The sequence below is a fragment of the Pseudoduganella sp. HUAS MS19 genome (assembly GCF_053615455.1).
Genome location: NZ_CM132133.1, coordinates 2,757,918 through 2,779,456, shown reverse-complemented (window position 1 = coordinate 2,779,456; position 21,539 = coordinate 2,757,918). Strand labels below are relative to the sequence as shown.

13 protein-coding genes and 2 pseudogenes are annotated in these 21,539 nt (G+C 54.8%); 8 read left to right on the top strand and 7 right to left on the bottom strand.

Annotation, left to right across the window (positions count from 1 at the left end; all coding sequences use genetic code 11):
- Positions 1-23 precede the first annotated feature (23 nt).
- A complete protein-coding gene (locus ACWBU6_RS12820) occupies positions 24-515 on the top strand; it encodes a peptidylprolyl isomerase (RefSeq protein WP_130313869.1) in 492 nt (163 codons plus the stop codon).
- Between the two features lies 1 nt (position 516).
- Positions 517-1,242 (top strand): UDP-2,3-diacylglucosamine diphosphatase, encoded by a 726-nt coding sequence (locus ACWBU6_RS12815; RefSeq protein WP_452649158.1) that lies wholly within the window; start codon positions 517-519, stop codon positions 1,240-1,242.
- 31 nt (positions 1,243-1,273) lie between these two features.
- On the opposite strand, the gene ACWBU6_RS12810 is transcribed toward ACWBU6_RS12815, so the two are convergent.
- The 5 genes from ACWBU6_RS12810 to ACWBU6_RS12790 all read right to left on the bottom strand — a co-directional run bounded on the left by ACWBU6_RS12810 (position 1,274) and on the right by ACWBU6_RS12790 (position 5,770).
- Positions 1,274-2,224 carry a bifunctional helix-turn-helix transcriptional regulator/GNAT family N-acetyltransferase gene (locus tag ACWBU6_RS12810; protein WP_452649157.1) on the bottom strand — a complete coding sequence of 317 codons (951 nt, stop codon included), beginning with the start codon at positions 2,222-2,224 and terminating at the stop codon, positions 1,274-1,276.
- 47 nt (positions 2,225-2,271) lie between these two features.
- Complete coding sequence (locus tag ACWBU6_RS12805; RefSeq protein WP_452649156.1) at positions 2,272-2,649, bottom strand: hypothetical protein; 378 nt, start codon at positions 2,647-2,649, stop codon at positions 2,272-2,274.
- A 538-nt stretch (positions 2,650-3,187) separates the two neighbouring features.
- Positions 3,188-3,643, bottom strand: coding sequence for a hypothetical protein (locus ACWBU6_RS12800; RefSeq protein WP_452649155.1), 456 nt, complete (start codon positions 3,641-3,643; stop codon positions 3,188-3,190).
- Between the two features lie 544 nt (positions 3,644-4,187).
- A complete protein-coding gene (locus tag ACWBU6_RS12795; protein WP_452649154.1) occupies positions 4,188-4,754 on the bottom strand; it encodes a hypothetical protein in 567 nt (188 codons plus the stop codon).
- A 569-nt stretch (positions 4,755-5,323) separates the two neighbouring features.
- Positions 5,324-5,770: a hypothetical protein gene (locus ACWBU6_RS12790; protein WP_452649153.1), complete on the bottom strand. Its 447-nt coding sequence runs from the start codon at positions 5,768-5,770 to the stop codon at positions 5,324-5,326.
- A 558-nt stretch (positions 5,771-6,328) separates the two neighbouring features.
- On the opposite strand from ACWBU6_RS12790, the pseudogene ACWBU6_RS12785 reads away from it, so the two are divergent.
- Positions 6,329-6,523: pseudogene (locus ACWBU6_RS12785) on the top strand (transposase domain-containing protein); the annotation flags it as partial.
- Between the two features lie 532 nt (positions 6,524-7,055).
- On the opposite strand, the gene ACWBU6_RS12780 reads toward ACWBU6_RS12785, so the two are convergent.
- Together ACWBU6_RS12780 and ACWBU6_RS12775 are read right to left on the bottom strand one after the other, a co-directional pair.
- Complete coding sequence (locus ACWBU6_RS12780; RefSeq protein WP_452649152.1) at positions 7,056-12,524, bottom strand: RHS repeat-associated core domain-containing protein; 5,469 nt, start codon at positions 12,522-12,524, stop codon at positions 7,056-7,058.
- Positions 12,525-12,554: 30 nt separating this feature from the next.
- Positions 12,555-16,088 (bottom strand): IPT/TIG domain-containing protein, encoded by a 3,534-nt coding sequence (locus ACWBU6_RS12775; RefSeq protein WP_452649151.1) that lies wholly within the window; start codon positions 16,086-16,088, stop codon positions 12,555-12,557.
- A gap of 202 nt (positions 16,089-16,290) precedes the next feature.
- Between ACWBU6_RS12775 and ACWBU6_RS12770 the strand changes: the two genes are divergently transcribed.
- From ACWBU6_RS12770 to ampC, 5 genes and pseudogenes are all read left to right on the top strand, one after another.
- Positions 16,291-17,430, top strand: a complete 1,140-nt coding sequence (locus ACWBU6_RS12770) for a cytochrome-c peroxidase (RefSeq protein WP_452649150.1) — start codon at positions 16,291-16,293, stop codon at positions 17,428-17,430.
- 73 nt (positions 17,431-17,503) lie between these two features.
- Positions 17,504-17,884 carry a BlaI/MecI/CopY family transcriptional regulator gene (locus ACWBU6_RS12765; RefSeq protein ID WP_452649149.1) on the top strand — a complete coding sequence of 127 codons (381 nt, stop codon included), beginning with the start codon at positions 17,504-17,506 and terminating at the stop codon, positions 17,882-17,884.
- 20 nt (positions 17,885-17,904) lie between these two features.
- Positions 17,905-18,753: pseudogene (locus tag ACWBU6_RS12760) on the top strand (M56 family metallopeptidase); the annotation flags it as partial.
- 39 nt (positions 18,754-18,792) lie between these two features.
- Complete coding sequence (blaOXA, locus tag ACWBU6_RS12755; protein ID WP_452649561.1) at positions 18,793-19,641, top strand: class D beta-lactamase; 849 nt, start codon at positions 18,793-18,795, stop codon at positions 19,639-19,641.
- A gap of 12 nt (positions 19,642-19,653) precedes the next feature.
- Positions 19,654-21,447, top strand: a complete 1,794-nt coding sequence (gene ampC, locus ACWBU6_RS12750; RefSeq protein WP_452649148.1) for a class C beta-lactamase — start codon at positions 19,654-19,656, stop codon at positions 21,445-21,447.
- The last annotated feature ends 92 nt before the right edge of the window (positions 21,448-21,539 follow it).

The window sequence follows — 21,539 nt, the reverse complement described above, 5'->3', positions numbered from 1 at the left end:
AAGTAACACAAAAGGACAACAAGATGACCACCATCACCATTACCACCAACAAAGGCACCATCGTTGCCGAGCTGGACGCAGAGAAGGCACCAAAGACCGTTGAGAACTTCCTGCACTACGTGAACGCTGGCCACTACAACAACACCATCTTCCACCGCGTAATCGATGGTTTCATGATCCAGGGCGGCGGTTTCGAGCCAGGCATGAAGCAAAAGCCAACCGACCAGACCGTGGAAAACGAAGCCAAGAACGGCCTGAAAAACGAGCCATACACCCTGGCCATGGCACGCACCTCTGCACCGCACTCCGCATCCGCCCAGTTCTTCATCAACGTGAAGAACAATTCCTTCCTGGACTACCCAGGCCAGGACGGCTGGGGCTACGCCGTATTCGGCAAAGTCACCCAGGGCACCGAAGTGGTCGACGCAATCAAAGGCGTGAAGACCACCCGTTCCGGCATGTTCTCGGACGTGCCAGCGGAAGACATCATCATCGAAAAGATCGAAGCGGCTTAATTTGATTCTCTTCGTATCAGACCTGCATTTGCAGCCGGCGCGGCCGGTGCTGACGGAAGCGTTCCTGCGCTTCCTCGACGAGCATGCGCTGGGCGCAAAGCAGCTCTACCTGCTGGGCGATATCTTTGAATATTGGGCAGGCGATGATGACCTGCCGGAGCCCTTCCACCAGCAGATCGTGTCCGCCCTGCGCCGCGTAAGCGACGCGGGCGTTCAGCTATTCTGGATCGCGGGCAACCGCGACTTCCTCGTCGGCGAACAATTCGCCACAGCGGCAGGCCTGACCCTGCTGCCCGAAACCTGGGTGATCGACGCCTACGGCCAGCGCATCGTGCTGCTGCACGGCGACGCCCAATGCACGCAAGACGTGAAATACATGGCGTTCCGCGCACAAGTGCGCCAGCCAGCATGGCAGCAACAATTCCTGACCATGCCGCTAGCCCAGCGCAAGCAGATCATCGCCGGCCTGCGCGAGCAGAGCAAGCAAGGCCACGCCGAGAAGTCCTACGAAATCATGGACGTAACGCCCGAAGCGATCGCCGACGTGTTCACCCAAACCGGCACCACGATCATGATCCACGGCCACACCCACCGACCCGCCCTGCACGAAGTCGCCGGCACCCGCCGCTACGTGCTGCCGGACTGGGAACCCGAATCCACGCCCCCACGCGGCGGCTGGATCAGCATCGCCGACAACGGCACCATCACCCGTCACTTCATCGATTAAAGTCGGGGTCAGCTCCGGCAATCAGACAAATTCATTCGTGGCCTGACAGATCCAGCGCCCAAGTCTCGTTCGCCATGTCCTTACCAAACGCGTGGACCGGCTCGCTGGCCACCAGGCTATATCCCTTGTCCTGGTAGATTTTCCGCGCTTCCAGCTGCTGGTTGGTTGTCCATAACTGGATCTTGCGATAGCCCGCAGCGCGTGCAAAGCGGTGGCATTCATCGACCAGGCTGGAACCAAGCCCATAGCCACGCGCCCCCTCTTCGACCAGCAACAGCCGCAGCTTGGCCACACCTTCAATTCCGCTTTTTGCGACTGCGATAGACCCAACACGCTCGCCGCCAATTTCAGCAATCCAGCAGCGCTCCAATGCCGGGTCAAAATCGCGTTCGAAATCCGCGCATATCTGCGCGACGAGGGCTTCGAAACTGTCATCCCAACCAAGCCGTCTGCAGTAGAACTCGCCATGGCGGCGCGTAATCCACGCCATATCCCCCGGGCCATGCGTGCGCAGGACAAAAGGCTGCGCAAACTTCATCCCAGCTTGCTTCCCTACCAGCTCGCGGATCGTTGCCATCGCATCGAGCAAACGGAGCTGGTCAGCATCATCCAGGCGAGAGAGCATATCGCCCACCTCTTCGCGAGAAGAGCGATCGAGCGGTTCATACACTGCGCGCCCGCGTTCGGTCAATTGCAGGCACTTGGAGCGCCCGTCTTTCGCTGATGGCATCTTTTTCACCAGCCCATCACTCTCGAACTTTGCAAGAATGCGGCTAAGGTAACCTCGGTCCAGCCCAAGATCGCGACACAAGGCGCTGGAAGTTTGCTCGCCATGGTGGGCCAGCTCATAGAGCACGCGGGTTTCGGTCAGGGTAAAGTCGCTATGCAGCAACCCCTCACGCAGCACGCCAATTTGGCGCGTGAAGAAGCGGTTGAATGAGCGTACCGCTGCGATGCGGTCATTCTGGATCGGATCAGTCATGCAAACAGTCTAGATTCATTTGTTGACTCAGTCAACAAAATAACCATCTAGCCCAAGCCGCATAACCTCGGCATGGCTTCAGCAGGATGCACAACGCAACGCCAGGTCACCTTTCCTTCCGAAATGCTGGGCTCTTCGATCAAAAGCACACCATACTTTTCGCTCTGTACGACGATTACGCCAGTGGCAGCGATCCATCCATAGTCGGGCGCCGAAGGTGTTCGCGTGCCGTCATCAGCCCAAACCAACGGGCCGGCGATCGGTATCTTTCGTCCGCCCAAAAGTGCTTTCGCAATCGATTCACGCTGCTGTTTCAATCCCCCGTCGAGCATGAGTACATAACCGCGGGGCGTGACCTCATCCACATGGCTGCATGCCACTAACCAAACGGCAACAACTGCGGCGAGTAGCTTCGAGCCGCGCATCAAAGATCCCGCCTTTCAAGGAACTGATCATTCGTTACTGAATACGATTGCCGAGTGTACCCAAACAGGTCGACCGAAATGAGAGGTGCTCCATTAGATTCTGCGTTAATAAACACAGCGCGATGTCCATGAATGAACCTTTTCTGGGTCGCAGGGAACACTCCGGCTGAACTTCGCTGCTGACGCAACTCATTTCCCCAAACGCGAACCTCGTGTAGAACCCATTGATTATGAAGTTCTCCTAGTCCTAGTGTCACAGCGGTCACCAGCAAAAATGCAGCGGGCGGCCCCATCACCAAACTAATCAGGACATTCTTTATGCCTACCCTCTGAAGAAGCAAGTTCCCAACCAAGCAAATGGAAATTAACGGGCAAACAAAAAATGCAAAAAACGGGATTCCCAGATAAATTATGTCAATGTAAATAAAGGACAATCCCAGCAATGCCGTAAAAGCAATCCTGATTAATGCGCTCCGATCAACTTCATTTCTATTCATGGCATAAACTTCGACATCATCTTCCACTCAGAACCCTTGTGCTAATCATAACGGCGCGTGGTAAAACGCTTCGTATCGAAATCAAACTCCGTAATTTTGTATGGGAACGCCCGTAGTTTAGCAATAGCTACTCCATCAACGTTCGCGTAGCTGTACAAGTGCAATCTTGTAAGCGGCGACAAGCCATTCTTTCCCATCCGTCCGAGTTCAAACTTGTCGGCCGGAGTGCCAGCTTGGACTGCAAAATTCATAACATCCCTAGAAATGAAAGCGTTCACCGAGTAGCCTCCGGCAGTCGTTGCCACAAAAATCACAATAAGAAAAATCGCAATGCTCCGCCTTCTCTTGGTTTGGCTCGACCAATTGAATGCTAAATATGCCCCCGAAAGCAGGCAAACTCCAGATATAAACCATCCGGAAATCACCAAGATGTCGAATATAACGACGACTGCGCCGCCAATTGTGACACCCAATGTAGGTAGCTCTATTTTTGGCATCTTTATCTCTACCCTTGCCGCATTGATCGAATTTCACTAGGCGGAACAATGCTTGTGTATTAAGTTCCCACCCAAAGTCGGTGCCTGGCCTGACATTCGGAAAGTTAGCGAAATCTCTTGATATTTGTTAAAACGAGAGCAACGCCGAGCGGTTGATTCGCAGCTCAAATCTGACACCGATTGAGTGAGATTCGTTTTCTAGGTTGAACTAGATAGAAATTCCAACAGAAAAATACAGCCCCGTTACTGACCACAATAAAGATGCAATGAAAAGCTCAAAAATGTTCGCCGTTTTCGCCACCAAGCGACGCCAAATGCACAAATCGCACACCCGAAGATTAGAGCTGGAAAAGCATTTCCGAGTGCCCCATTCGTCGCTGCGGAAATTACTCCTGCAATAGGTCCACTTAACACGGCCACGCTTACATTTACTAGGCTCTCGGCATTCTTCTGCAATAAAGGAAGTGCCAAGAATCCCAGTCCTGACATTAAAATCCAAACAAGAAGAGCACAGAAAAGATTCATTGCCAGCTTTCCCTGCTTATCAGCATGTTTTCGTCGAACCAGAAGATACATTGATCAAAGCTTTCAAGCCAAGAAGAGCAGTATTTAACTCTTCATAACAGGTCCGCAGACAAGACTGATCGACAACAAATGCCAAGTCTGCGGAGCTAATTGTTCCGCCAGTGTAACGAATTGCAAAGGCTGGCTTTTCCTTTGACGAGATTAATCCAGGAAGAGCGCCGATCAGTAACTGAAAATACTGCCCGCAGAATTCACTAAGCTCAATACTCACTTCTTCTTGCGATTCAAACCATTTCCCCAGCGCTTTAAGTAGCAACTCAAGCCTATCAATGCGCAACACAACTTGATGAAGAGTAACCTCGTAATCAAGAATGGATTCAGCGAACATTGCCGACCGATCACGCTCAAACTGCAGACCAGAGATTGCAATTTCAGCAAGCACATAAGACTGATCAGAAGTAGACACGCGAATGAAGGTGCAAGTGAACGAATCTCTCCCACTCGATGATCGTATATTCCACCTCAGCATATTATCACCCAGTTGCATTATAGGAGCCATTGACCCTAATTGAATATTGCTCTTCATATTTGTGAATCTAGTGCCAGACCTGACATCCGAACCGCTAGTGAAAACGTATTACTTAAAAATCAAAACGATATACCCCTGTGAGCCTCATGCATAGGTTAGCGGGTCACCTGAGGGAGCACGTCAAATGACATATGATGAATGCCCCATGTCAAAAACAACAAAAGAATGAGACCGATAACGAAGAGCGCCGCTCTCAGAGCCTTTTCCATCTTTGGAACACGCCCAAATATTCTGAACCTGTTCGCAAGGATAGCCATCGCCAGAAGCACAAAAATGAACCAAAAGATTGTTACCATTATGTTATTTAGCCCCATTCGGGAATGACTTTCCTCATTTGCTTGGAAAGCTCCCTCGCCTTTGGTGTTCCCAAGCCGGCTTCGGCAAATGCCTCAGCGGAAAATTTTTGCTCAATCTTCGGGAACTTTGTTATAACTTGAACGTGACCGCGCCACAGCGCCTACACAAGTTGACCAGCGGCGTGGACGCTACCATTAAAGCAACTCCGGACAAAATTAACGTCAGACCAACCGCAGCGATCCAGTAACGAAAGAGGGTTCCAAGAAGTCTCATTTAGGCAATCGCTCATGAGACGGGCCGACCTTATTCCTTACCCTAGCCATCAGAAGATCGAACATCGTTTTACTGCTTGTAAAAAATAGGAGCATCCAGCATATGACGGCGATCACCCCACCAATTTGAACGCTGGTCGAAAATAGAAACACCCAGCCAAACAAGAAATAAGCCGCTACGCCAGAGCCCAACAAATAAATCGGCGCTTGTAAGCTGTCTTTTAGACCAAGGCAAACAACAGGGATGAAAAATACGATAGCGATTCCTGCCAACGTGGTCACTCCGTTAAACGGGTCCTCTTGGATGTTCTTCACGGCGTCTTGCGCCATCACGTATCCATACAAATAGGTGTCCGTTCCGGCCACACGCCCTTCCGGATCGGCCTTGGCCGTGCAGCGCGAAAGAGGAAGAACAAAGCAGGCCATCAGCACAACCGCAGCCATTCGCTTTGCCAACACAAGCACCCGCGACCTATCCATTTGCCCCCTAATGTCATTCCTGCGATGATAGCACCCGCCTGATTGTTGCTCTTGTTCAATTGACTTATTTAAATCAAGTGCCAAGTCTGAATTCGAACAGCTAGCGCAATCATTTGATCCTTCTCAACCCGAGAAAGGCGACAGATTTACCTGTTGAGAAAGATAAAAAAACGTTAGAGGATGTCCAAATGACGGACCTGGCATTGGCTCATGACACGCGCCGAAATCGAGGTACCCTACAGCTTAAAGCCCCAGCAATGCGTCGAAAATATGCATAATCCATTCCCAAAAACTCTGATACTTTGGATCACCGTTCCTTAAGCGCCTCATCAATAACCACGTTGCGTAAGCAATAATCGTCAAAGCTAGGAGAACACATGAACTCAGACATTAGAAATACCTCGCCTCAGAATGGAGGGATTATGTCGGCTCCGGCGGTGAATAGACAGCTCCGCTCTCCGCCGGCTACTCCGCATAATCGCGGACCGAGCATAATTCTTGTTTTGCGGAGCTCCGCATAACAAGAAAAACTGGCTTCTCGCCGGCTCGGAGCGCGCCGGCCGACGCGCTGCCGCCATTCAGACTTTGCTGGGTACCGCCAAGCTCAATGGCCTCGATCCGCTGCGTTGGCTGGCCAGCGTATTGGAACGTCTCCCGACGTGCCCCAACAGCCAGATCGATTCGTTGCCGCCATTCCCGAACTCTACGCAGTCCTGATTCCGCTGCGTAGGTGAGACGACTGGCCGCTTACGCAGATTTGCGCATTTAGAAAGATCAAAGAACGATCGCAGATGTCCAAATGACAGACCTGGCACCGGATCACTACGTTATTTAGCCCCTGCACAAGCCATTCCATCACCGGGGGCGTTGAGGGCACGTAACTTCAAGCACATTGTCACACTCGATAGCGAGCTAAACGTAGATACCAACGGAAAGTAGCAGACCCGTAACGGTCCACGATAACGAGGCAATGACGAAGCTCAATAATGTTCGTTGCTTTCGGTACCAAAAGATGCCCCCTGCACAAATCATAAACCCAAAGATTATGAGAGGATAGGCATTTATGATAGTACCCTCGACCAAAGTGGAAAACGTACCAACAATAGGCCCACTTAACACACTAATTACAACAAATATTAGATTGCTTCCAGTTTGCTGCAATACCGGAAGCGACAGGAATCCGAATCCTGACATCAAAACCAAAATAAGAACCGCAAAAAAAATCTTCATGGTTTGTTTCTCAGCGTTACTAATAAGTTCTCGATAAACCCGGTGCATATGAAGTAGGTCCGCCATAAATGAAGTGTGGCAATACGTCTTGCCAGATATGTTGGGCGGTCCAGGGATCGGGACTATAGTTATAGGTGTAATTTGCGTTTTCATCTGGCAGCAAGTTTCCGCTCGCGTCGTACGCACACTCATCACCGCGATCAGACCTAAACTTCCCACCATTCATTCCACCTAATGCACCAGTATCTTGGGTCCATTTTGGGCACTGGTTGTCGGTACTCGGTTTCGTGCGCGGGCAGGCATTATTTGCGTTCCGATTGACATGTTCTGAGCGTGAAGGAAAATATGGGAAGCTGCTGCGCCCTGGGTTTGGATTACCTCGACTTCCCATTAACCCTAAAGGATCCTTATCAAGGATCGGATTGTTTTCAACGTATGCGTACGTATTGATACCTCCCGCGAGTCCGATAGGGTCGCTTTGCACGAAACGATGCTTCGTCGGAGAATAGTATCGAGCACGATAATAGTAAAGACCAGTTCCATCGTTCTCTCGTCCGGTGAATTGGAACGGATTTCCGTCGACTGCACTTGCTTCGCTGTTCCCAAACGAGTCATAAGAATATGCCACTACGTCTCGTCCTGCCAAGTCTTTTAATGCCAAGATGGAACCAATATGATCAGTTAGATATGTGTCTGTTCGAGTTGTCGATCCGTTCGGCGTAATTCTTTGCAACCGTTCATCCAACGCCCCCGTAACGTAAACAGCTTTGATTCGCGAATCGATTCCCTGCTCTTGCACCGCATCCAGTTGGTCGTAAACGTATCGGGAGGTTTCGCCATAGATTGTCTTCTGGCGACGCCTTCCCAATGCATCATAGCTGAACTGTGCAATGACGCCCCCTTGCAAATTACGCATTTCAACTAATTGATCCCTTGTATTCCAGACGTATGAGGCCGAGGCATCCGAGGTCAAGTTCCCATTTTCATCATAGGTTAGCGTAACACCATAAACGCCAGACATTTTCGCTGCCGCGTCATACGTTGCATCGGCCATCTCCGTAGACCGAGTGGACGGTGCCATGCTTCCGCCCTTTTCAACGATCCGGCCATCAACATCGTACTGGTAAGTTAGGTCACCAACAACGCTCGCGCTTACGCTTTTGTACGTAATCGACGTCAATTGGCCTGACTTATCGAAACCATTCTCGCGAACCATGCCGTTGAAGTATGTGGTCTTAGTACGTCGACCGGCAGCATCGTATTCAAAGACCACTTTTCTAGCTTGATTACCATTGAATGCATCTGCGGCCTGGGAAATTTCTTCCACATGATTTCGCGCTGTATAGGTATAAGTCAGCGTAGGTTGTCCCGCAACAGACATCGTTTTACGGCGACCATCAGAATAGTACGCATAACTCACGTTTCCTTCAGGAGTCATTTCGTTCGTGATGTTGTTCAATCCATCATAGGTTCGCGTGATCGTCCCGTTTGCAGAATCAGCAATCTGGGCGACCCGGTTTCCCTGATCATATGTGTATGCAATTGTGCTGTGATCTGCATAAGTGACCAACTTCAGGCGATTAAGTGCATCATGCTGGAATTGGGTCACCTGACCTTTATGGTCAATGGTTTGCTTGACGTTGTGTCCGGGGTCATAATCGATCGAACCGGATTGACCAACGGGGTTCGTCTGCTGTGTGGTCGCGTTACGCTTATCGAACCCGAAGCTATGCTCGCCTCCTTTCGCATTGCGAACCAACGTTCGGTTGCTGTTTCCGTCGTATCCCAAGGTCGTAGCGTTGCCAAGTCCGTCACGTGACGTCACCGGGCGGTCTAGAACGTCCAAGTCGACAGAAGTACGAATCCCTGATGGGGTCAAGGTTGCCGTTACACGCCCAACCGCATCAGTTACCCTACGCGACGAATGGCCAAGCGGGTCCGTCACTTGTACGAGGTCAAAGCCGTCGTAGTGGTAGGTCGTGAGATTGCCAAGAGCATCTTCCGATGCGACCAGTTGACCCGAGCCGTTATAACTTCCTTTGAATAGCACTCCGATCGCATCTGCAACCCGGACTAAATTACCTGCGCCATCGTAGCTGCGCGTGGTCACCCGCCCAGCTAGGTCTTTAATGGTCTGGACGTTGTCGTAATCAGCTGTGTAGGTGATCTCCGTTGAGACTGCATTTGCCGTCCCTGCGAGCAGAGTCTTACGAGACATATTGCCCTTTGCGTCGTACTCGTACGCAGTCTTCCGTCCGAGTGGATCCGTTACGGACAACAGCAGATTGGTCGTGGGAGTGTACTCGTACGTAGTGATCTGCTGCTCCGGCAGGCCCAATGCTTCGGTAATAGACGTGATATAGCCCGCCGAGCCGAACACCATGCGCTTCACCACACCGCGTTCATTCGTAATGTCGGTCTGCGTAACGCGATTGTTTGCGTCCACGGTGTACGCAAACAGATTCGTGGTTCCGTCGGCGTAGGTCTGTTTGGCTACGCGACCATTGCCGTCATACTCATTCGTCACCATCATGTTGCCGCGTTTATCCTGCACCGTCAGCATGCGGTCCATTGCGTCGTAAGTGAAGGCCTCAAAGTTCCCAAGCGGATCAGTTACTTTGACCAAGCGGCCTTGTGCGTCGTACTCATACTTTACGGTGCGACCGATATTGTCTGTCGCCTGCGTGATACGGTTAGCGGCGTCATATTGCAGGTCTACAGTCCGTCCGGATGGCGAGGTAACTCGAGTAAGATTGTCGTTCGTTCGCGTGAATACCAATGCATTGCCATACCGGTCGGACATCGAAACTGCTGCCGCATGGCGGGCGGAGCCCGAATTCATCGACTCAGGGAAGCAGATATGGCTGCCATTCATCAGCGCGAGATCCCAGTAACAAGCGTTGGTACTACCTCGCCTGAGGGTCGAACCATAATAGCTGGTGGCGGAAGATTTATGTTCGTAGACTGCGTCGCCAAAGCCGGTACCTGACGAAACTCTGTTGTAACGAATTCTTCCGCCATCCGGCAGAATCAGCTCTTGATAGGTCCATGGGTTGGTATCGCCGACCAGGAAGATGTCATACGCGAGGTTTGTACCAATACCAAACGCGCGCGAAGCTGCGTCGCGCGGACGATAGGTGCGCGAAATCTCAATCGGCATGATGTCGTTAATCACGAGGTCAGTACCCGAGTTCAGGAATAAGCCGGTACTACAGTCGACTGGATCGCCCCCGCAGCCTTTCGGCGCTGGAGGCTTATTAGCTGGACACGTAGCGCTCGGCCCCGTCGTACCGTTGTCACCGCAACCGCCCGGCGGTGGTCCATCGGACGGTGCGTTACCTGGCAGGGAAATCATCGCGCCGGTGAATTCGTAGATCTTTACTCCAGCGTCAGGGACAGCCTGCTTGCCGTCTTTGCTGATCGTGCCTTGGCCGTACACATACCAGCCTTTGCCACGGGCATCGTAGTTCCAGAAGTCGACGCGGCTACCCGGCGCCAAGCCGTTGAAGTTCGGATAAATCAGGCGAGCACCCTGCAGCGCCTGGCCGCTTGCACTGGTCAGTGTCGCGCCACCAGGTTGAATCGTGAAGTAAACGGGTACGCCAACGTTTGGCAATGGGAACGGTGGACGGTCGATAGGAATCGCCGTCATGTTCAATTGGGTGACAATTTTGCCGTTGTGGTCACGAATGATTGTGCCCGCAGGGATACGCAGCTCCAGGCCTGGGATACGTGGCGACGTCAAAACAACTTCCCCTGCAGTAGGGGAAGACAATGCCACGTTGCCGGCGGGATCAAGACGGGTGCTCCAGATCGTGTAGTCCAAGACGTTGGTCTGCTGCGCCTTGACGTCAACGCGCACCTGGTAGTAGCCGTACTGGGCTTTGCCCTCTCCGCCACCATTGATGATCAACGGCTGTGCGCCAGGCGTCAGGTTCGTCAGCAGAAAGCGGCCGGTTTCGTCTGTCAACGCCACCTGATTGCCAATCTGCACCCTTGCGTTACGCAGCGCGCGACCGTGGGCCGTAAGGATTTGTCCAGCGAGTGCAGTAACTCCTGGAGGCGCCTTCAACGCGGGCAACCTCTGCAAGGGGCTTGCTCCGCGCTTTGCGTTCCAGTCGCCCTTGAAATGACGCCCATCCGGCAGCCAGAACTCACTGTCAGTATTTTTGGCCAATGCTGCCAATACCTGGCGCTCAAGCGATGGTGCTGCGCCAACCGCCTGCAGCGCTTCTTGCGCGATGCTCGATGCACTCGGGGAGCTTGTATCCGCTAGCACGTGATTCACAGAACCACTATCGGACGGTGTGTGGGGCTCACCATTATTGCCGCTGCCATTCAGGCGGGCAGTGGTAAAGCCAAACGAACTGAAGGCCAACGCCTTGCCAGTCCAGGACTTAACGCCATCAAGGAACAGGTTGTACCGGCTATCCGGCAGCAGATCGATCGTGGGTTTAACAAAGGCGAGCATGCCCTGCTCTACCGGCACAATCTTCACTGGAACCGCACCGTGCGGCCCCATCAGCGTAACGGTCGACGCGTTAAGAGACGACACCGCCATCGGCTGGTTGAAACGGATGACAACCGGTTGATCTACCGGTGCGGATGGATCGTTCGCTTCCGGCCGGGTTGCCATGATGGCTGCAACCTCTGGCGCTTTCGCCTCGCGAATAGCGTCCGCCGTTGCCGCCTTCGACAATGCGCTGAATCGCTGCGACGTAAATTCGTACCGTTCGCCATCTTCGCGCGCCTGGTTCTCAGCGTCGAGTCCTTGCCACAGCAGGACGTCAGCCGACGGAAGCAGCGTCGCAATGTGATTCAGTCGCGGTGCATCGAGTTTTGGATTGAAGCGCTCGATTGTCTTAGTCACCGGATCATAGATCTCGGCCTCATAGACGGCATTTCCGCGCGCGTCTGCACCGCCTGCGATCAAAAGGCGCCCATCCATCAAGACTGTCGCCGTATGGCCTCTTCGTGGGAGCAAGGCGGATTCTTTGGGAGCACTGAATTGGCCAGTGACGACGTCAAAGCGTTGAAGCGTCGATATCACTTCTCCGGCTCCGTCGGCACCACCAATAATCAGCACGGTTCCATCTGGAAGGAGTGTCGCCGAATGCGACGTACGGCCGGTGGTCGATTGAACCGGCAGTACCTGTGATTTGCCATCGGCCGCGATAACGGTCGCGGACGCTTTCACTTTATGGTTCTTTCCTTCACCTCCTAGCAACAACCATCGCCCGTCCGGCAGCAACGTCGCCGATTGTCCTCGGAGGGTGGTTGGCGCAGAAGGATATCCCAAGGCGAGTACACCTGAAGCAGCAGGGGCAGCCGCCAGCGCAGGAAGCTGGCCAACAGCAGAGATACCGAGCAGCGCCGGGAACAGGCCCGCAATCATCCATTTCAGCATACGCGACTTACCTGTGCGAGCGGGAATCGCAGGTTGTTCATATTCTCGATTTGCCACGTTGATTTTTTCTTGTGGGGTCATTTCTATTCTTCGTATTCGTTTGCTGTTCGCTTACTGCAACTGCACGTCGACCTGGCCGGTCGTCGCTCCGCTCGGTCCGATAAATACTGTGTAAGTACCCGTCGTCGCGAGAGCCGACAAATTCAAGGTCGCACTCGATGAAACCGATGCGGAAGTCAATGAATTTCCGCTTGGGTCGACTACTGTGGCACTGACCGAAGATGGGAAGGTGCCACCAGTGAATCGCAAGGTGTAGGCTTGACCAGCAACACCATTGAACGTCAGGCGCGCATTCTGTCCAACACGGGTGATTGGAACGGTTATCGCGGGACCGTTCCGGACGAGGGTTCCAGGCACGTCAGCCGAAAGCCAGACGCTGGTCGAAACACCCGCAAAGTTGTTCCCTCTCACGACAACGGTGTAGGTTCCGCTGCTTGGCAACGCCGGCAAGTCATTGCTGTTGTCGTTGTACCAGCTGTCATAGAACAGCTGGGTTCCGTCAGGTTGAATGACGAAGTAATAGATGCTATTTGACGCTGGAACTGTGTTAACTCCTGTATAACCAAGCCCCAAGCGCTGCCCAGCCCCCCCTGCGAAACTAAGGATCGCGCGTTGGCCCGGGGCAAGGTTGAGGGATGCTGCAGCGCCGTTAATCGCAATCGTACCGACCAGATCTGCTGGAATCGTCACAAGCTCCACTTCTACCTTGCCGGTAGTCGTGGAACTAGGATCCAGCCATATGGCGTAAGTGCCGGATGTCGAAAGCACGCCGGTATCAAAGTCCTGTGACGTCGAAATCGAAGTGGAGTTCAACGTAGAACCGTCCGGCTTGTAGACGTACATTGAGACCGAGCTGGAGAATGTCCCTCCGCGCATCTTGAGCCAATAGCGCTTGCCAGCTACACCTTCGAATTTCAGATGGGCATTCTGCCCAATACGAGCAATGTTCACATTGACCGGAGCCGAATCCGGCAGGAGATTCGCCGTCACGTCGCTCGACAACAGTAGAGACAAGTTCGACGTTGCAAAAGTACCGGACTGCACCCTGATGGTGTACGTGCCACTCACGGGCAATGTCGGCAGGTTATTGCTGTTACTGCTGCCCCAGTTATCTGCAAACAGTTGGCTTCCATCCGGATTAAACACTGCGTAATACATGGCTTGCGACGCTGGATTTGTCATGACATTCGCATAGCCCAGCCCCAAGCGCTGGCCTGCAGCGCCATTAAAGGTCAGCATGGCACGCTGGCGAACGCCGAGGGAGATAGGCAGCTCAGCTCCGTTGATCTCGATCGGACTGACGTAGTCATCGGGAATCGTTACAAGCTCCACATCGACCTTGCCCGCGTTGGTGGAACTAGGATCGAACCAGACAACATAAGTACCCGATGCCGGGAGCACGCCCATATCGAAGTCCTGCGACGTCGAGATCGACGTGGTATTCAACGTAGAACCATCCGGCTTGTAAATGTAGATAGTGGCCGTGCCAGGGAATGTTCCCCCGCGCAGCTTAAGCCAATAATGCTTGCCAGCCACGCCATCAAACGTCAGGCGCGCATTCTGGCCGATGCGAGCGATGTTCACATTCAGAGGGGCGGCATCCGGCACGAGAATTCCCGTCACGTCGCTCGACAGCAGCAAAGACAGGCTCGAAGTTGCAAACGTGCCGGACTTAACCTGGATGGTGTAAGTACCACTCACTGGCAGCGTTGGCAGATTATTGCTGTTGCTGTTGCTCCAGCTATCTGAGAAAAGCGAGCTTCCGTCCGGTTTAAGCACGGTGTAATAGATGGACTGCGACTCTGGATTGGTAAGTACATTGGCGTACCCCATACCCAAGCGCTGCCCGGCAATGCCATTGAAGGTAAGCATGGCACGCTGGCGAACGCCAAGGGCGAGCGGCAATGCAGGACCGTTGATGTCGATTGGCCCCACGATGTCCGGCGCCACCTGATTGAGCTGGACGTCAACTTTTCCCGTCACGGTGGAGGTCGGATCTATGACGATCGAGTACGTACCGGTCGTAGGCAACACCGGGATCTCGAAATTCGTCGCGGAAGTACCGATCGAGAAACTCGTGTGCACAGTACCATCGGGCTTCACCACACTCACATATGCGGAAGATAGCGTGCTGCCATTTAGCGCGAGCCAATAGCCCTCCCCGGCAACGCCGTTGAACGTCATGCGGAAGTTCTGTCCAACACGGGAAGAACTTACAGTCATTGTCTGGCCGAATACGAGCTGCCCAGGGATATCCTTGGATAACCACAGGTTCAGGATAGCGGTCGAGACAGTTGGCGGATCAACAACCACCGTATAAATCCCGGTTACCGGCAACATCGGTAAGTTGTTACTGTTGTTGCTGCCCCAGGTGTCGCCGAACAGCTGCGAACCATCCGGCTTGAGGACCTTGTACGACATAGAGCCGCTAGGATTCACCGAAAGGTCTGTGTATCCCAGACCAAAATACTGCCCCGCTTCGCCTGTGAACGTGTAGTAGCCGTTTTGCGCAGCGCTAAGATTGACAAGCTTCGCCGGACCATCGACCGACAGCGTGCCGGTATCCGCGGCCTTCAGTTGCAAGTCAAATTTGCCTGCAGCAGACGCGGACAACACCATCGTGTAAGTGCCATAGGCAGGTAGCGCCGTGAAGTCAAAATAGTAGTTGTTGCTGATATTGGTAGATGCCACGGTTTGTCCATCCGGACCATAGACCGTCATCGCTGGCGAGCTTGAGAAAGTGCCCGCGCTGGAGAACAGCGAAAGCATTTGCTTCGCGTTGCCATCGAACAGCAGGATTGCTTTTTTGCCCGCTGTCCCGATCTGGACAGTCTGTGCGCTTCCACCCGCCACGAGCCGCCCCGTATGAACAACATCGGCCGCACTTACTCCCGGCGGCAATGCAAAGAAGTCATTTGTGCTGACCGCCTTTCCTAAGGCTGTCGTTACAGAGATCCTGCCGGAAGCAGAAATCGTTGGGGCTGAAGCTACAACCTGGTTGGCACTGGCGCTGCTTACGGCGGCCGCGTACTCGCCAATCTTTACCTTGTTCGATGCCGGCTGCGCACCAAAGTTCGTTCCGGTAATTGTGATTGCCGTTCCCACAGGACCCATGGCTGGATTGAAGGACGTAATGGTAGGCCCTTTGGCAGTCGCGATCAGGAAGTCGGAAGTGCTGGTCGCCATCCCTTTCGAATTTGATACGCTGATCTTCCCCGTGGTCGCGTTCGAAGGAACCGTAACGGTCAGCATGGTCTTCGTCGCAGTCAGAACCGCTGCGGATGTGCCGTTGATGGTTACTGCATTGTTCGTGGCGACTTCGTCGAACCCGCTGCCATAAATAGAAACTTGAGCCCCACTCGCGCCCGAGTTTGGAGAAAACTCGGAAACAACAACGCCGCCAGCGACAATGCGTTTGACCGAGAGAATGTTTCCGATCTCGTCATAGCGGTACGCTGTCCCGCTTCCGTCGGAGGAAGTGGCCTGAACCAGCCTACCTGCTTCGTCATAAACGTAGCGGATCTGGTCTGCCAGAGCTGGAGTATTAGCCTGCACCGCCACTGCGACAACAAGCGTAAGGAGCAACTTCCAAGCTCCTGCGGGAACGGAGCGTCCCCCTTCTCTCTTCAACTTCTGTCTTCCGGGCAGACCGAACAGCATTTGCAACCTCTTCAATCGAGTTATCAGGCGTGTATAATTTCCATATGGAAATTTGCGGCGTGAAGTGTTGCACAGCAAAAGGCAAAGATCAACAAATTTATAGAGTGATAATTGGATAGAATTCCTGATGTTAAATAGATTGAAACTGCTGCGGATTCGATTCTGGTATCTCCATATTTTCTTGGCCACCTTCGCGGGATTTGCGTTCTTCGCCAAGACTGAAGCAAGTGAAGCCTTTGCTGAACTTCGCGGGCTTCCTGCAGAAAGGCCCGCGGAAGGGCCGCAGTCCAAAAACCTGATTGCATTGGGTAGGCAACTATTTTTCGACAAGCGATTGAGCGCTAACGGAACGATCAGTTGCGCCTCCTGCCATATTCCCGAGAAAGCGTTTGCCGACGGAAAACCTCTGGCCATTGGTATTAATGAGCAAGTGGGCACACGGAATACACCGTCATTGCTAAACGCAAAATTCAGTACGTCGCTCTTTTGGGATGGACGGCAAGATACGCTGGAAAATCAGGCGTTGGATCCGATCATAAATCCAAGGGAGCATGGAATAACCGACCTGAATAATATGCTGAACATTATTCAGAACGATCCCGGCTACAAAACCCAATTTTCAGGCACCTTCACCCAAGAGCAACCGGGGATCACCGCCAAGCAGGTTGCAACAGCAATCGGCGCTTTTGAACGAACCCTCGTTGCGGCGAACTCCCCTTTTGATCGCTTCTATTTTGGCGGCGACCAGTCCGCCATCAGCGCCGCTGCAAAGCGCGGACTGAAACTATTTCAGGGCAGCGCCAAATGCATTAGTTGCCACTCATTTGATAAACAGGGTGCCTTATTCACGGACAATGAGTTTCATCAACTGGGCATTGGCATTTCGAGAATCGCGAACGATTTGCCCGAGTTGACCAAGCGGATCGTGAAGTTGAAAGAACAGAACCTCAGCCTTGATCCCACCATTCTTCACGACGTAAAACTGGCAGAACTCGGGCGATTTGCCGTAACCATGCGACCACTCGATATCGGCCGGTTCCGCACGCCATCGCTTCGCAACGTGGCGCTCACAGCGCCGTATATGCATGACGGCAGCATCCCAACCCTGCCTGAAGCCGTCGAGCTCGAGCTCTACTATCGGAGCACCGAAATCGGTTATCCCCTGATTTTGACCCCAGCCGAGAAAGACGATCTTGTGCAGTTCTTGGAAAGCCTCAGCAGCCCAGCCGCCCTTGTTCCCCCACGCGAGTGGCGAGCACCTGATTGACTTTGTTCATCGCTTGACACGACTGCGACAGTTGTCACATACTAGCACCAATCGTCACAATCACCGCTATGTCATGCTTATCCCTTCTACCCCTGAACTCTGCGTCCTTAAAGCACTTTGGCGCCATACGCCTTTAAGCGCGCGCGAAATCCATGAGGCGGTGGAGGATGAGCTCTGCTGGTCGTTTTCATCCACACGCAAGACAGTCGAGCGCATGATGGAGAAGCAAATGATCGCGCAGCACGTGCGCCACGGGGTGCAAGTGTATGAGGCCCTGCTGGATAAGGTCGAGACACTAGCCGCTTACGCCCATGATTTCGGCTCGCGCATCATGGAACTCGATACGCCGCTGCCGGTGAACATGTTCGCCGGCAGTAAGCTGGTCGATGCCAGCGAGCTCGCCCAACTCGAGCAGATGCTGTCCGATTGGCCCGACGAGGACGACGCAAAGTGAATGACTTCGACCTGCTCTTGATGCGCTTCCTGCTGGCGAGCCTTGGCTGCTTCGCGGCCGGCTTCAGCGTGTGGGCATTGAGCGCCCTGCTCCGGCGCTTCCTGCCTGCACTGGCGGCACAGCGCTCGCTTTGGCTGCTTGGCCAGTTGGCCGTGCTGGCGACCTTCGCGCTGCTGTTGCTGCCTCATAGCGAGCGCGTGCGCCTGATCCCGCCGCTTGAAGCAGCGACCGAAACTGTCACCCACTACATCGCGCCGCCAAAGACTCCGGCGCTGCCCAATACAACTGCCGAAGAGACGCGCGAGACGGACAATTCTTCCAACACGCGTGTCTGGATGCTGCATGGCGCCCAATTGTGGCTATGCGTATACCTGGCCGGCCTGGCCTGGTCGGCCGCCAGCCTGTGGCGCGCGCAGCGCATGCTTGACCGGCTGGCGCGGACCGGCAATGTTGCAAGCACTGGGCGCGCCGCCATCATTGAAGTGGATGCACCGATCTCACCGATGCTGCTTGGCCTGTTCCGTCCTCGCCTGCTGCTGCCGCGCCATTTGGGCGGCTTCGACAAGCTGCAGCGCGAAATGATCGTCGAACACGAAATGACCCACCTGCGCCGCCACGACCTGCAATGGATGGCCGCCGGCATGCTGCTGCAAACGCTGTTGTGGTTCAATCCTTTCATGCGGCTGCTGCGTGCCAACCTGACCTGGGCGCAGGAACTAGGCTGCGACCGAGACGTGCTACGCGGCCGCCCGGCGTCGCAACGCAAGGCCTATGCCGCCGCACTGGTGGCGCAGCTCAAGCTGCAACACCTTGCGCCACAAGGTGCGCTGGCCTTTGGCAGCATCGATGCGAACACGCTCACCGAACGCGTCTCGCTGATCCGCACGCCTGCCAACGCGCGCCGCGCCATGTGGGCGCGTGCCGTGACAATCGCCGCGCTGGCCGCCATCGTCGGCGGCAATTTCGCCCTGCAGCCCGCCCTGGCGTGGAGCGTTTCGCCATCCGCGCAATCGGTAGCCGCGCTGAACTGCACTACTTTCATCGATGCCGCCAGCGGCAAAGCGCTGCTGCGCGAAGGCGATTGCACGGCGCGCATCACACCGGTATCGACCTTCAATATCGCGGTCAGCCTGATGGGCTACGACAGCGGCTTCCTGAAAGACCTGCATGCTCCGGTGCTGCCTTACCGCGAGAGCTATCAAGCCTGGAACAAGGAATGGCACCGCGATATGGACCCGAGCCAGTGGATCCGCTATTCGGCCGTCTGGTACGCCCAGCAAGTTACGCAGCACATTGGCCGTGAGCGATTCGAGCGCTATGTGCAAGGCTTTGGCTACGGCAACCGCGACATCGGCGGCGACAAGAGCAAGGACAACGGCCTCACATGGTCGTGGGTCGGCTCCTCGATGCAGATTTCGCCGGACGAGCAAACGAACTTCCTGCGCCGCCTGGTGCGCAAGGAGCTCCCTGTTTCGCAGTACGCGCACGAACAGACCGCGCGCCTGCTGAAGGTGAAAGACTTGCCGAACGGCTGGCAGGTCTTCGGCAAGACCGGTACCGGCGCCCCGGTGGGCCCGGACGGCAAGGACGATTACTCCCGTTCCTACGGCTGGTTCGTAGGCTGGGCGACCAATGGCCAACGCACCATTGTGTTCGCTCGCCTGGCACAGGACGAAACCTTGATCGAAGGTGCAGCGGGCCCGCGCACCAAAGAAGCCTTCTTGCGCGACCTCCCCGCGCAACTCGCAAAACTCTAACCGAGGATAACAATGAAACGCAAAATCTTCGCCCTGCTTGCAGGGCTGGGCCTCCCTTTGCTCGCGTATTCTGCAGAGCACTGCCTGGCGATGGCCGATGCAAGCACCGGCAAGTGGCTGGTGCACGAGGGCGTCTGCGATAAGCGCCTGCCGCCAATGTCCACCTTCAAGCTGCCTATCGCGCTGATGGGCTATGACGCGGGCGTGCTATGGGACGAGCATGCACCTGTGCTGCCATTCAAGCAAGGCTATGTGGACTGGCGACCCGTGTGGAAACAATCGCATGACCCCAGCTCGTGGATGAAGGAATCGGTCGTCTGGTATTCCCAGCAAATCACGCTGCAGATGGGCGAGGAGCGCTTCGCCAACTACGTCAAGCGCTTCGGCTACGGCAACGCGGATGTCAGCGGCGAACCTGGCAAGAACAACGGCCTGTCCGAATCCTGGCTTGGCTCCTCGCTGCGCATTTCGCCGGACGAGCAAATCGGGTTCCTGCGGCGTGTCGTCAATCGCGACCTGGGCATCAAGCCCAATGCTTACGACATGGCGAAGACGCTGGTCAAATGGCCCGAGCAAGTCGGCGGCTGGCAGGTGTTCGGCAAGACCGGCAGCGGCAGCGATGGCGGCCGCAAATTGGGTTGGTACATCGGCTGGCTCGAACGTGGCGACCAACGCGTCGTCTTCGCCCAGATGGGCGACGCCAACGGCATGCAGGTGCGCGATGAATTCCTGCGCGGCCTGAAAGTACGGGCTGCGGTGGAAGGCGCCATTCCTTCGCTGATGGCGGAGCACGAGTTGCCCGGCATGGCAGTCGCCGTCACGCTGGACGGCAAGCCTTACTACTTCAACTACGGCGTCGCCTCGCGCGAAACCGATGCACCGGTCAGTGAAAATACGCTGTTTGAAATCGGCTCGGTGAGCAAGACCCTGACCGCTACGCTGGGCACCTGGGCGCAAGCGCGGGGCAAGCTCTCGCTGGACGCGAATCCTTCACGCTACCTGCCGCAACTCAAAGGCAGCGCCATCGACAAAGCTACCCTGCTCCATCTCGGCACCTACACCGCTGGTGGACTCAAGTTGCAGTTCCCCGACGATGTGCGCGAAGGGCAGGAAATGGCCTTCTTCCGCGCATGGAAGCCAGATGCGGCGCCGGGTGCCATGCGACGCTACTCGAACCCCAGCATTGGCTTGTTCGGCTACGCCGCCGCCGCCGCACTGGGGCAAGACTTTGCGACGCTGATGGAAGCACAAATATTCCCTCGCCTGGGAATGAAGGACACTTACGAAAACGTGCCGGAGCGCGCCATGTCGCATTACGCCTGGGGCTATGCCAAGGAAAAACAGGTGCGCGTGAATCCAGGACCGTTCGATGCTGAGGCATATGGCGTCAAGACCAGCAGCGCAGACCTGCTGCGCTTTGTACAAGCGAACATAGATCCGGGCCGCCTGGAGCCGTCCATGCGGCGCGCCGTGGCGGCAACCCACGTGCCCTATTTCGAGGCCGGCCCCCTTTTGCAGGGCCTTGGCTGGGAACAGTACCCGTATCCAGGCACGCTGGAACAACTGCAAAGCGGCAGCGATCCGGCCATGACCCGGGAACTGGTTGCAGCCAAGCGGCTCGTGGCGCGCGATTCGACTGGCGGCGCCACCCTGTTCCACAAAACCGGTTCCACGGGCGGATTCGGTGCCTATGCCGTTTTCGTCCCGCAGAGGAAGATCGGCATTGTCATGCTGGCAAACTCCGTCTATCCGAATGCAGAGCGTATCAAGGCCGCCTACGCAATCCTGCAGCAGCTCGCGCCTTAGGCGCGTTGTGCCGGGTCTTCTTCTCACTTGATCTAAGTCAAAAAAATCTGACTTGCATTGAGAATACGCAGTTCTTTCCAAATTTTTGACCT